The sequence below is a fragment of the Streptomyces sp. NPDC015345 genome (assembly GCF_043078805.1).
In the GTDB taxonomy this organism is placed as follows: Bacteria; Actinomycetota; Actinomycetes; order Streptomycetales; family Streptomycetaceae; genus Streptomyces.
The window spans coordinates 49267-61949 of sequence record NZ_JBIBTX010000005.1 but is presented as its reverse complement, the minus strand read 5'-3'; the positions used below and the strand labels follow the sequence as shown (position 1 = coordinate 61949).

General features: G+C 71.4%; 11 protein-coding genes. 6 read left to right on the top strand and 5 right to left on the bottom strand.

The genetic code is table 11. The annotated features are described in order from the left end of the window. Positions 1-23 precede the first annotated feature (23 nt). Positions 24-1844 carry a phosphatidylglycerol lysyltransferase domain-containing protein gene (locus tag ACF062_RS21515; RefSeq protein WP_392140358.1) on the bottom strand — a complete coding sequence of 607 codons (1821 nt, stop codon included), beginning with the start codon at positions 1842-1844 and terminating at the stop codon, positions 24-26. A gap of 254 nt (positions 1845-2098) precedes the next feature. Between ACF062_RS21515 and ACF062_RS21510 the strand changes: the two genes are divergently transcribed. After that, positions 2099-3217 (top strand): alpha/beta hydrolase, encoded by a 1119-nt coding sequence (locus tag ACF062_RS21510; protein WP_392140356.1) that lies wholly within the window; start codon positions 2099-2101, stop codon positions 3215-3217. A gap of 99 nt (positions 3218-3316) precedes the next feature. Here the strand turns inward: ACF062_RS21510 and ACF062_RS21505 are convergent, their stop codons facing one another. Then, positions 3317-4474 carry an ABC transporter ATP-binding protein gene (locus tag ACF062_RS21505; protein ID WP_223775985.1) on the bottom strand — a complete coding sequence of 386 codons (1158 nt, stop codon included), beginning with the start codon at positions 4472-4474 and terminating at the stop codon, positions 3317-3319. Positions 4475-4664: 190 nt separating this feature from the next. Here ACF062_RS21505 and ACF062_RS21500 point away from each other — a divergent pair, with 190 nt between their 5' ends. The 4 genes from ACF062_RS21500 to ACF062_RS21485 all read left to right on the top strand — a co-directional run bounded on the left by ACF062_RS21500 (position 4665) and on the right by ACF062_RS21485 (position 8397). Then, a complete protein-coding gene (locus tag ACF062_RS21500) occupies positions 4665-5393 on the top strand; it encodes an ABC transporter permease (protein WP_392140353.1) in 729 nt (242 codons plus the stop codon). Further along, complete coding sequence (locus tag ACF062_RS21495; protein WP_392140351.1) at positions 5390-6070, top strand: ABC transporter permease; 681 nt, start codon at positions 5390-5392, stop codon at positions 6068-6070. The genes ACF062_RS21500 and ACF062_RS21495 overlap by 4 nt, the downstream gene beginning before the upstream one ends. Before the next feature lie 76 nt (positions 6071-6146). Further along, positions 6147-7124: an ABC transporter substrate-binding protein gene (locus ACF062_RS21490; protein WP_392140349.1), complete on the top strand. Its 978-nt coding sequence runs from the start codon at positions 6147-6149 to the stop codon at positions 7122-7124. Positions 7125-7281: 157 nt separating this feature from the next. Next, entirely contained in the window at positions 7282-8397 is a 1116-nt protein-coding gene (locus tag ACF062_RS21485) for a hypothetical protein (RefSeq protein ID WP_392140348.1), read from the top strand. A 129-nt stretch (positions 8398-8526) separates the two neighbouring features. Here the strand turns inward: ACF062_RS21485 and ACF062_RS21480 are convergent, their stop codons facing one another. Both ACF062_RS21480 and ACF062_RS21475 read right to left on the bottom strand, forming a co-directional pair. Beyond that, complete coding sequence (locus ACF062_RS21480; protein ID WP_392141180.1) at positions 8527-9858, bottom strand: PH domain-containing protein; 1332 nt, start codon at positions 9856-9858, stop codon at positions 8527-8529. Between the two features lie 41 nt (positions 9859-9899). Continuing rightward, positions 9900-10409 (bottom strand): PH domain-containing protein, encoded by a 510-nt coding sequence (locus ACF062_RS21475; protein WP_392140346.1) that lies wholly within the window; start codon positions 10407-10409, stop codon positions 9900-9902. 83 nt (positions 10410-10492) lie between these two features. On the opposite strand from ACF062_RS21475, the gene ACF062_RS21470 reads away from it, so the two are divergent. Further along, positions 10493-11656: an NADH-quinone oxidoreductase subunit D gene (locus tag ACF062_RS21470; protein ID WP_392140344.1), complete on the top strand. Its 1164-nt coding sequence runs from the start codon at positions 10493-10495 to the stop codon at positions 11654-11656. Here the strand turns inward: ACF062_RS21470 and ACF062_RS21465 are convergent. Continuing rightward, positions 11621-12655 (bottom strand): SAM-dependent methyltransferase, encoded by a 1035-nt coding sequence (locus ACF062_RS21465; protein ID WP_392140342.1) that lies wholly within the window; start codon positions 12653-12655, stop codon positions 11621-11623. The genes ACF062_RS21470 and ACF062_RS21465 overlap by 36 nt on opposite strands. Positions 12656-12683: the final 28 nt, after the last annotated feature.

Here is a 12683-nt window from a genome sequence, read left to right as displayed (position 1 = left end):
GCGTAGGCCCGGACGGCGCCGGGTTACGCCGCCTGCATCTCGCGTTCCGTGGTCCGGTGCGGGCAGGGACGGCGCTGCGGGGTGCCCCTGCGCAGGAAGCGGGGCAGCGCGAGGGTCACGAAGCCCTCCGCCTGCATGGCGGCGAAGCCGATGCGCGGCAGGTCCTTGCTGGAGCGGTAGACGACGAAGCGGGGCTCCCAGCGGGGGCGGAACTTCGCGTTGAACTTGTACAGGGACTCGATCTGGAACCAGCGGGAGAGGAAGACCAGCAGGCCCCGCCAGGCGCGCAGCACCGGGCCCGCGCCGATCTTCTCGCCGCGGGCGAGGGCCGCGCGGAACATCGCGAAGTTGAGGGACACGCGCGCGATGCCGAGCTTCGGGGCGGCCTGGAGGGCGGCCACGATGAGCAGTTCGTTCATGCCGGGATCGGCGGAACGGTCGCGGCGCATGAGGTCCAGGGAGACGCCGTCCTTGCCCCACGGGACGAAGTGGAGGACAGCCTTCAGGTCGCCGTAGGGCCCCGGGGCCTCGTCGGCCTTGTGGGCGGTGGCGATCAGACAGTCGCCGTCGTTCGGGTCACCGATGCGGCCGAGCGCCATGGAGAAGCCGCGCTCGGTGTCGGTGCCGCGCCAGTCGTCGGCGGCGCGCTGGATCCTGGTCAGCTCCTGCTCACCGAGGTCACGGATGCGCCGCACGCGCGTCTCGTAGCCATTGCGCTCGATCCGCTTGACCATCTGGCGTACGTTGCGCATCGCACGCCCGGACAGGGAGAAATCCGCGACGTCCACCACCGCCTCGTCGCCCAGCTCCAGGGCGTCCAGGCCGGTCTCGCGGGTCCAGACCTCGCCGCCTGTCTCGGAGCAGCCCATGACGGCGGGCGTCCAGGAGTGGGCCTTCGCCTCGTCCATGAAGCGCTCGATGGCGCCGGGCCAGGCCTCGACGTCGCCGATCGGGTCGCCGCTGGCGAGCATCACTCCGGAGACGACGCGGTAGGTGACGGCGGCCTTGCCGCTGGGGGAGAAGACGACGCCCTTGTCGCGGCGGAGCGCGAAGTGGCCGAGCGAGTCGCGGGCGCCGTGTTTGTCGAGCAGGGCGCGCAGCTTGGTCTCGTCGTCCTCGGTGAGGCGCGCGGCCGGGTGCTCCGGGCGGAAGGCCAGGTAGATCGTGGTGAGGGCGGTGAGCATGCCGAGGGCGCCGAGGGAGAAACCGACGGTCCAGGACGTGTTCCCGTAGTACGCGACGGGGCCCTCGAAGCCGAAGAGGCCGTAGAGGACGTGCTCCAGGCGCTCCGTGATGCTGGGGTCCCCGATGACCTTGCCAGGGTGGACGCTGACGATCACGAGGCCCAGCAGGATCGATCCGGCACCGAGGAGGACGAAGTTGGCCAGCGCCCGCCAGCGGCTGCGCGGATCGGGCAGGGCCGTGAACTCACTACGATGACGCAGCAGCAGCGCGAGGAGCGCGAGCGAGATCAGGACACCGATCACCGAGTGACGGTACGCGAACTGCGCCACAGCGCCTGCGGGCAGCAGCACCACGGCGGCCCGCCAGGCCCGCCGCTTGTGGCGCCGCAGACCGTGCGCGAGCAGGAGCAGGAGGATGCCGGAGCTGAGCGCGAGTGCGGCCGCGAACGGGCCGAGCGCGCCGGGCAGCACCTCGGCGATGGCGTGCATGCGGCTGTAGCGGAAGCGGGGGAAGACACCCGCCGCGACGTTCAGCAGACCTACGAGCGTGCAGGCTCTGGCGACGAGGGTCGGCACGGCCTCGGGTCGCGGACCGCGCAGTATCCGGTGGAGGCGGCCGTCGCGGTGGCGGTCCTCACTCCCCGGAACCCCACCCGACATTTCGCCATCTATCCTGACAGACATCGCATCCCGTAGTTCTGCGAGAGAGCTTGAATCCGGTGCCAAAACGGCATCCGGCACCATTGCGTCCTCTAGGACGGTCCTTCGGGGAAACGGGTTCATTCCCGACCGGAAACCGCTGGAAAAGCGCAGGCAAGGCTTTCGGCACGTGCCGGCAAGGTCACAGCCCTGTTCCGGTCCCGCCGCGGTAAGCCCGAGGCAACGGTAGTAGAAAGCGCAGGCAGGAAAACCCCATGGGTCTCACGAGCAACAAGGTCCTCGCCCTTGCGGTCTTGCTGGCCGTACTGCTCTTCTTCGGCACCATCTGGCTCTGGCCGCGGCTCGCCCGCCGCTCCTGGAAGGCGATCACGGGCCGCGTCGGCCTGCTCCTCGCCACTCAGGTGACGATCTTCGCATCGGTGGGCCTCGCGGCCAACCAGGCCTTCGGCTTCTACGCCACCTGGGCCGACCTCTTCGGCCAGGAGACGACCCCCGGCATCGTGGTGGACCACGATCCGGCCAAAGGAGCAGGGCCCGTCAAGGTCGTCGACACCAAGACCGTGAACGTGCCCGGTGGCGGCCGTCCCGCCACCGGCGGACAGATCCAGAAGATCGAGATCGGCGGGAAGGAGTCGCGCATAGGCTCACCCGCCTACGTCTACCTGCCGCCCGAGTACTTCCAGTCGTTCTACCGCAACCGCACCTTCCCCGCGGCCGTGGTCCTCACCGGCTACCCGGGCACCGCCGAGGCGCTCATCAAAGGGCTGCACTACCCGCAGACCGCCCACAGGCTGTCCGCCGAGGGCAAGATGCAGCCGATGATCCTGATCATGCTGCGGCCGACCGTGGCGCCGCCGCGCGACACGGAGTGCGTGGACGTCCCCGACGGCCCGCAGGCGGAGACGTTCTTCGCCAAGGACCTGCCCGGCGCCATCTCGCAGCACTACCGGGTAGGCACCAAGGCCCGGAACTGGGGCGTCATCGGCGACTCCACGGGCGGCTACTGCGCCCTGAAGTTCGCCCTGCACCACCCCGGTCAGTACGGCGCCGCGGCGGGCCTGTCGGCGTACTACAAGGCGCCCATCGACGTCACCACCGGCGACCTCTTCCACGGCGACGAGCAGCTGCGGCGGGAGGCCGATCTGATGTGGTACCTCGACCACAAGCCGGCGCCCAAGACCTCCCTCCTGGTCACCAGCAGCAAGAAGGGCGAGGACAACTACCAGGACACCCTGAAGTTCATCGACAAGGTGAAGAAGCCCACGCGCGTGTCGTCGATCACACTGGAAAGCGGCGGGCACAACTTCAACACCTGGCGCAGGGAGATCCCCGCCACCCTCCAGTGGATGAGCGGGCGGCTCGACGACAACTGAGCCGCTTCTTTTGAGCCGCTCTTTTCGGCGGATGCGGCCGGGGTCAGTCCGAGCCGATGACCGCCCGGTTGTCAGCCCGAGCCGATGGCCGCCCGGTTGTCAGTCGGAGCCGATGGCCGCGACCGTCTCCAGTTCGACCTCCGCCCGCGCGATGTCCCGCGCGTCCGCCGCCGTCGAGCGGCGCAGCGCCTCGTGCAGCCGGGCCGGTGTCAGCACTCCCAGGAAGCGGCCCTCGCTGTCCTTGTCGATGACCGCGATCCAGCCCGCGTCGTGCTGGAGCATCGTCGCGAACGCCTGCTTCAGGCTCGCCCCGACCGGGAGCCAGGCCTCCATGCGGCGGGCGTGCGCGCGGACCGTGCCGCCGCCCACGCGCGCGTGCTCGGCGGAGATCCAGCCGTGCAGGTTGTTCTCGCCGTCCAGGACGACGGCCCAGGGGGCGTCGAGCTTCTTGGGCAGCGTGTCGTCGAGGTGCACCACCGGCGGCTGTTCGAGGTCGCCCTCCTCGATCGGGGTCACCGAGAGCCGCTTCAGGCCGCGGTCCGCGCCGACGAAGTCGGCCACGTACCCGTTCGCGGGGGCGCCGAGGACCGTCGAGGGGGTGTCGAACTGCTCGATGCGGCCCTGGCCGTAGACCGCGATGCGGTCGCCGAGGCGGACCGCCTCCTCGATGTCGTGCGTGACGAACAACACGGTCTTGCGCACGGCCTGCTGGAGGCGCAGGAACTCGTTCTGGAGGTGCTCGCGCACCACGGGGTCGACCGCGCCGAACGGCTCGTCCATGAGGAGCACCGGCGGATCGGCCGCCAGGGCGCGGGCCACGCCGACGCGCTGGCGCTGGCCGCCCGAGAGCTGCTCGGGGTAGCGGTCGCCGAAGACGGACGGATCGAGGCCGACCAGGTCCAGGAGTTCGGCGGCGCGCTCGCGGGCCTTGCCGCGCTTGACACCGAGGAGGTGCGGGACGGTCGCCGTGTTCTCCAGGACGGTCTTGTGCGGGAAGAGGCCGACCTGCTGGATGACGTAGCCGATGCGGCGCCGCAGCTGGACCGGGTCGGTCGCCGCTATGTCGTCGCCGTCCACGAATATCCGGCCCTCGCTCGGCTCGATGAGCCGGTTCACCATCTTCATCGTGGTCGTCTTGCCGCATCCCGACGGGCCGACGAGGGTGACCAGTTCACCCTCGGCGACCTCGAAGGACAGGTCGTCGACGGCCGTGGTGCCGTCCGCGTAGCGCTTGGTCACGTGCTCGAACCGGATCATGCTTCCCCATTGTGACGGACGGCGGTGGGCGGTGGAGGGCCGCGTGTGACGGCCCTGTTGCGGCCGTGCACGGCCATGTTGCGGCCGTACAACGGCTCTCGGCGATTGTCAGTGCCGCGCGTTAGGGTCGCCAGACACGGGGGGACGTGTGTGCGGCATACGTCCGGGGATTCGGGGGAGGTGTGGCCGCGTGGCCGAGCAGAACTGTCTGGTGACGAACGACTGGATCTGCGGGGAGTACCTCCGCACGCGCAGCCAGGAGTTGACCGACGCGACCCTTCAGCACATCGGGATCACGCTCGCCTCGGTGGCGATCGGCCTCGCCGTCTCCCTGTCGCTCGCGCTCCTCGCGCGGCGGTGGCGCTTCCTGGCGGGACCGATCCTCGGCGTGACGACCGTGCTGTACTCGGTGCCCTCGCTCGCGATGTTCTCGCTGCTCCTGCCGTTCTTCGGACTCTCCGCCTCGCTGGTCGTCACGGGCCTGGTGCTGTACTCCCTCACGGTCCTCGTGCGGAACATCCTGGCCGGGCTCCAGGCCGTCCCCGACGAGGCCAGGGACGCCGCCAAGGGGATGGGGTACGGCCCGCTCAGGCTCCTGTGGGAGGTGGAACTGCCGCTCGCGCTCCCGGCCTTGCTGGCCGGCGTCCGCATCACCACGGTCTCCACGGTCGCCCTGACGACGGTCGGCGCCATCGTGGACTACGGCGGCCTCGGCACCCTGATCCTCGACGGCCTCGACACGACCTTCAAGGCCCAGGTGCTCACGGCATCCGTGCTGTGCGTCCTGCTCGCCGTCGTCGCCGACCTGTTGCTGCTCGCCCTCCAGCGGTGGCTGACGCCCTGGACGAGGGCCCCTCGCATACGCACGAGCCGCACCGGGCGCGCGGCGGCCGTGGCCAAGGTGGCTGAGCCGGTATGAACGCGATCACGGGTGCGTACGACTGGCTGACCACGGGCGCCAACTGGCAGGGCGAGAAGGGGGTGTGGCACCGCCTGGCCGAACACCTGTACTTCAGCGGGGTCTGCCTCGCCGTCGCCTGCCTGATCGCGCTGCCGCTCGCGCTCTGGCTCGGCCACATCGGCAAGGGCGGGGCGCTCGCGGTCAATATCTCCAACGTCGGTCGGGCGGTGCCCACGCTGGCCCTGCTGATCCTGCTCACGCTCACCCCGCTCGGTGAGCACGGCGACGCGCCGACGCTGATCGCGCTGGTCCTCTTCGCCGTGCCGCCGCTGCTGACCAACGCCTACCTGGGGATGCGCGAGGTGGACCGGGCGGTGGTGGAGGCCGCGCGCGGGATGGGCATGAGCGGCGGACAGCTGTTCGCGCGGGTCGAGCTGCCACTCGCGTATCCGCTGATCATGACCGGCGTCCGGTCCGCAGGGGTGCAGGTCGTCGCGACGGCCACGCTCGCCGCGATGGCGGGCGAGGGCGGTCTCGGCCGGATCATTACCGCCGGGTTCAACCTCCAGAACACCCCCCAAGTGGTCGCGGGCGCCTTCCTGGTCGCGCTGCTCGCCCTGCTGGTGGAGGGGGTCCTGGTGGTGGCGGGGCGCGTCTTCGACCCGATGCGGCGGTCGGGCGGTGCGGTGCGGTGAGTCCTGGTCGTCTTCCAGGTGCGCGTCCGGCCCCGTGAGTTCTGTCGTCATTCTCTTTCGAAATGGTGGTTCACCGATGAACAGCACAACGCGTCGCGCGCGACGGATGGCAGGGGCGGCCGCGGCCGTCGTGGCGCTGACCGCGGGGCTCGCCGCGTGCGGCGGGGAGAGCCTGGAGAGCGAGGGCAAGGGCTCGGACAAGGTGGGTGACGGCAAGAAGGGCTCACTCGTGGTGGGTTCGGCGCGCTTCACCGAGCAGAAGGTCCTCGCCGAGCTGTACGCGGGCGTTCTCGCGGAAGCCGGATATGACACGCAGGTCAAGACCGTGCAGAACCGCGAGATCTACAAGCCCGAACTGAGGAAGGGCTCCATCGACGTCGCGCCCGAATACGCGGCGACGCTCGCGGAATTCCTCAACCTGGAGAAGAACGGCCCGAAGGCCGAGGCCGTCGCCTCCAGTGATCTCGACGCCACGGTGCGCGCCTTGGAGAAGCTCGCGAAGCCGCAGGGCTTGAAGGTGCTCCCGGCGGGCGAGGCGGTCGACCAGAACGCGTTCGCGGTCTCCAAGGAATACGCCGAGAAGCACAAGCTCAAGACGCTGTCGGATCTCGGCAGGTCGGGCGAGGAGGTCACGATCGCGGCGGGCGACGAATGCGAGTCGCGGCCGTTCTGCGCGCCCGGCCTGAAGAAGAAGTACGGGATCGATGTCGCCGGAATCGACCCCAAGGGCGTCGGGACCACGCAGTCCAAGCAGGCCGTGAAGAACGGCACGGACCAGCTGGTGCTGACCACGACGACCGACGCGACGCTGAAGAACTACGACCTCGTGATCCTTGAGGACGACAAGAAGCTCCAGAACGCGGACAACATCCTTCCCGTCGTCAACGCCGAGGAAGCGGGCGGCAAGGAGATAGCCGACGCGCTCGCGAAGCTGACCAAGACGCTCACGACGGAAGACCTCATCGAACTCAACCGGAAGGTCGACGAGGAGCGTCAGAAGGAAGCGGATGTCGCGCGGGAGTATCTGGAGTCGAAGGGCCTGATCGGAAGTTGATCAAGGAATCGCCCGGGTGGCTCCGATGGTGAAGCGGAAGTCGGCCGCTCGGGCAAAGCGGAGGAAGGATGGGGAGTTGTGGCGAGTTACCGATGTGGCACCTGCTTTTTGGCGGGCAGGGCACCAGACTTCGTCTACGCGCGGTAAGTTTCTGGCCATGCCACGTGGACGTCACCGCCATTCCCCACCCCTGCACAGGCTGCTTCCCCCTTCGGCGGTCGCCGGTGTTTCCGTTCTCTGCGCCGGCGGCGCCTGGATGTTCGCGGAACCGGTCGTGCTCCGCGGGCTCGTCGCGGCCGCGGCCGCCGCTGCCGTCGTCGGTTCGGTCGTCATGCGCCGCTGGGACCAGGCGGCGGGCAAGCGCGTCGCCGAGCTCACGCGCGCGCGGGCGAGCGACGAGTGGCGTTACGAGGAACGGATAGCCGAGGCCGAGTCGGACCTCGAGGAGTCCCGCGAGCTGCGGGGCAAGCTGGAGACGAAGCTGCGCGCCAAGCGGGCCGAGCTGGCCGCGCTGCGCAACGAACACGCCGCGCTCCTGCGGCGGTACGCGACCGCCGAGACGGAGCGGGCCAGCGCCCTGGAGGGGCGGCGGCTGCTTGCCATAGAGGCGTCGTCCACGGCACCGGCGCTGCCGGCGTCCGGCGTCGGTGCCGCTGCCGGTGGCGGTAGTGGCGCCGCGGATCTGGTGCCTGCTGTGCGGGCGGGGGCGCCGGTGCGGGCTTCGGGTCCGGCGGTGGCTGCGGAGCGCGCCGCTTCGCCGTCCCCGGAGGAGGCCGCCGAGCCTTCCGTGCGGCTGGACGGGGTCCCGACGCCGTCGCTCTTCGTGCTGGCCAATGCGGCGCTCGACCGCATGGCTTCCCGGACGGCGCCCGAGCCGCGGTCGCAGGCACGGTCGGAGCCGGAGGCCGGGCCGGACGCGGAGGACGAGTCGCGGGGGAAGCCCGGGGCGGCCGACGGAATCGGCGGGCACGAGCGCGCGGTCGCCGTCGCGCCGCCTGTTCAGGCCCGGCGCCAGGCGCCGCAGGGCGGATTCGACTTCTTCGGCACGAAGGGCGCGGCTCCGGCCGCGCTGGAGTCCGTGCAGAACGCGGACCTCGCCGATGTGGTGGGTGAGGAGGCCCTCGCGGTCCACAAGGCGGAGACCGAGGCGGAGTTCAAGGACGCGCCCGCGGGGGATGCGGCGCGGGGCGTGGGGCAGGTCATCGATCTGACGGCGCATGACGAGACGGAGCAGATCGACGTGGGGGTGCTGCGGACGGCCCTCCGGGCGTAGTGCTCCGAGGGTTCCGCGGGGTGATGGCCTTGGCCGGGGTCGGCGGGTGGGGTTGTCGGCTGCGGGTCGGGTGTGGCTGGTCGCGCGGTTCCCCGCGCCCCTGATGGGGCGCTGCTTTGGCGGGCCGGGTTACTTGGTCATCCAGCGGTCCGGGCGGGCCTCTTTGCGGCTCGTGCGGGAGCGGGACGCCTGGGACTGGAGGAGGGCCGCCGCCTCCGCGGCCGGCCGCAGCCGTGCCGTCACCGTCTTGTTGGCGCCCGTGTCCACCCGTACGTCGGCCACACCCCTGTACCGCTCCCACGGCCCCTGCGAGAGTCGCACGCTCTGCACCTTGGCGTGCGGCACCAGCGACAGGCGGCGCTTGAGCAGGCCGTGCCGTGCCGCGAAGACCGCGTCCGTGACCGCGAGCCCGTAACCCTTCCACCAGAGCGGTACGCACCACGCCGCGCGCGCGGGAGGCCGCGACAGCTCGGCGGCATCCGGCACGCGCGCGCCCGGCAGCACCCGTGCTATCACCGCCTCGGCGAGCTCCCGCGGCGCGACCGGCACCAGCACGCTGTTGGCCGAGCCCGCCACGTCCAGCTCGACCCGCACCCAGCCGCGCCGCCGCCACAGCAGTGGCTGTACGACATGCACGGTCTGCACCCGCCCCGGTGGCACCGTTTCGTGCGCCTTGTCGAGCAGACCGTGGTCGATGCGCAGGCCGTCCGGGGACTCGCCCACCGTCCAGTCGTACTCCTTGATGAACCGGCCGCCACTGCTCGCGAACGCGCCGCCCAGCATGGGCAGTCCGGTGGCGAGGACCGTCCACAGGTTGTGCGTGGCGAACCAGAGGAAGGCGGGCACGGCGACCGCGGCGACGAGCATCGCCCAGGGCGCGCCGGTCAGCATCAGGGAGAGGGCGAGCATGCGTGGCTGTACGTGAAGGAGGCCGCGCACCGGCGCCTCACCGACCTCACGCGCCTCCTCGGGGGCGAAACCGGCCGCCCGCGCGAGGAGTTCGGCCCGCAGCGCGGCGGCGTCGCGCTCACCGAGGTAGGCAAGTTCGTCCTTCTTGTCCGCGCCGACGACGTCCAGCTTCAGTTTGGCCACCCCCGCGATGCGGGCGAGCAGCGGACGCGTCACGTCGACGGCCTGGAGCCGGTCGAGCCGGATGTGGGCGGTGCGCCGGAAGAACAGGCCGGTGCGGATGCGCAGTTCGGTGTCGGTGACCGCGAAGTGGGTGAACCACCAGCTCAGAAAGCCGTACGCGGCGCCGCCGAGGACCACGGCCGCGCAGCCCAGGAGCAGGGTGGTGGTCGTCAGCGCGGACAGGCGTTGCTGCGTGCCGTTCGGGTCGTGGACGGCCCAGCCCACCAGGATCGCGAAGGGCGCCCAGGCGCGGCGCAGCGGCGTCACGGGATGCAGCCGCCGCTCGGTCACGGCCCCGGCCTCCACCGCTCCGTCCGAAGCCTCCCGCACGCCGCCCGAGGCCCCGCCGCCCGGGACCGGCCCCTCGCCGCTCACAGGCCCGCCGATCGGGCTTCGCCGAGCTCCGTGAGGCGGTCGCGCAGCCGCTCGGCCTCTTCGGGGAGCAGCCCGGGGATACGTGCGTCGGTGGCGGCGGCAGCGGTGTGCAGCTGCACGCTCGCCAGGCCGAAGTGCCGCTCCACGGGCCCCGACGTCACCTCGACGAGCTGCATCCGGCCGTAGGGCACCACGGTCTCCTCGCGCCACAGCACGCCCCGGCTGATGAGCAGGTCGTCGTCGCGCTCGGCGTACCGCCACGAGCGCCAGTTGCGCCCCAGCATCGGCCAGCCCCACGCCACCAGGGCCAGCGGCAGCAGCGCGAAGGCCGCCCACGCCGGGCCGGCGAAGAGGCCGAGCAGCACGCCGACCGCCGCCGCGAGCGGCACCAGCCAGGCGACCAGCAGCAGCCGCCGCATCTTCAGCAGACCCCGTGGCAGGCCCGTCCACACCGGCTCGACCCGCGCCCCCGCCGGTCCAGCGGTCCCTGCCGTCCCCGTTTCCATGCCCCCAGCCTACGTACGCCCTCCGACAGCCGCGTGGGCCCGACGGTCGCGTACGCGCGGGGAGCGTGCGAGAGACTGTGTCCATGAGTCCCACGACGGAGACCACCACGCAGACCACGCTCGGCATCGGCGGCGCGGCCGAGAGCACCGACATGGTGCTCAACATCGGCCCTCAGCACCCGTCCACGCACGGTGTGCTCCGCCTGCGCCTCGTCCTGGACGGCGAGCGCATCCAGCACGCGGAGCCGGTCATCGGCTACATGCACCGTGGCGCCGAGAAGCTCTTCGAGGCGCGGGACTACCGGCAGATCGTGATGCTGGCCAACCGCCACGACTGGCTGTCCGCGTTCTCGAACGAACTCGGCGTGGTGCTGGCCGTCGAGCGGATGCTCGGCATGGAGGTCCCCGAGCGCGCGGTGTGGACGCGCACGCTGCTCGCCGAGCTGAACCGCGTGCTCAACCACTTGATGTTCCTCGGGTCCTACCCCCTGGAACTGGGCGGGATCACCCCGGTGTTCCACGCGTTCCGTGAGCGCGAGGAGCTCCAGAACGTGATGGAGGAGATCTCCGGCGGCCGCATGCACTACATGTTCAACCGCGTGGGTGGCCTCAAGGAGGACCTGCCCGCCGGATGGACCTCCCGCGCGCGGGAGGCCGTCGCGTCGGTGCGCTCGCGCATGGACGTGTACGACCGTCTGGTGCTCGGCAACGAGATCTTCCGGGGGCGTACGCGCGGCGTCGGCGTCCTCACCCCCGAGGCGGCGCACGCCTACGGAGTGAGCGGTCCCATCGCCCGCGCCTCCGGCGTCGACTTCGACCTGCGCCGCGACGAGCCCTACCTCGCGTACCCCGAACTCCAGGACACCCTGAAGGTCGTCACGCGCCAGGAGGGCGACTGCCTGGCCCGCTTCGAGTGCCTCCTGGAGCAGACCCACAACGCCCTCGACCTCGCCGACGCCTGCCTGGACCGGATCGCGGAGCTCCCGCAGGGACCGATCAACCAGCGGCTGCCGAAGGTCCTCAAGGCCCCCGAGGGCCACACGTACGCGTGGACCGAGAACCCCCTCGGGATCAACGGCTACTACCTGGTCTCCAAGGGCGAGAAGACCCCGTACCGCCTGAAGCTGCGTTCGGCCTCCTACAACAACATCCAGGCCCTCGCCGAGCTGCTTCCCGGACAGCTGGTCGCGGACATGGTGGCGATCCTCGGGTCACTCTTCTTCGTGGTCGGCGACATCGACAAGTAGCGCGGTGCCTTCGGGGACGCCGACGGGCTGGAGCAGCCACCGGAAATCCCCGAGCCCGCCGGGCGCGGTGAGTTCCGCGGCCTCTCCCGCGCGCGTGAGAGCACGTACGTACGCCGCCGGGTCCTCGGAGGCCAGGGACAGCGGGGGACGGCCGCCGCTCACCCCGAGCGCGCCGAGCGCCGCCCGCTGGGTGAGCAGTGCGGCGCCCTCACCCGCGCAGGCGTCCAGCGCCACATGCGCGGTGATGTCGCAGCCGCCGTCCGGCACGGGTGCCGTCTCCCGGCCCGCCCTGAAGCCCGTGAGCGTCCCGAAGGGCGGGCGGGACCCCCGGTCGTGGGCGTAGTCCACGGCGACCGCGAGGCCGCGCGTGAGCGTCGCCACGGCCACCGCCCAGGCCTCGTCCCGGGGGCGGCCGATCTCCGCGCGCAGTCCGGGCTCCGCGTCCAGCGGCCACCAGCGCGCCAGCCACGCGGCGTCCGGGCCCTCGACGGGACCGCCGAGCACCTCGGTGCCGTCATCGCGTACGAGGACACGGCGCGCCGTTCCGTCGCCGTCCACCTCGGCGACGTCCACGGGGACGTTGTCCAGCCACTCGTTGGCGAAGAGCAGGCCCGTCACACCGGCCGGCGGCGCGGGCAGCCACGCGATACGGGGGTCGAGGCCCACGGGGCGCTCCGCGCGCTCGACCGCGTACGCACGCACGCGTGCCGCCACGTCGGCGGGCAGCGCCGCCAGGACGGCCGTCGTCAGCTCGCCGCGGCCCGCGCCCATGTCCACGAAGGAGACCTCTTCCGGGTGGCCCAGCGCCTCGTCCACCCGGCACAGGAGGCGGGCCACGGCGGCGGCGTAAAGGGGCGAGGCATGGACGGAGGTGCGGAAGTGCGCGGCGGGTCCCCCGGGGCCGCGATAGAAGCCGTCAGGGCCGTACAGGGCGGCCTCCGCGGCCTCGCGCCAGCCCCGCGGGGCGCCTGTTCCCGGCGCGCGGTCGTCGTTCGTCACAGACCGCAGGCTAAGGGGACCTCCACCT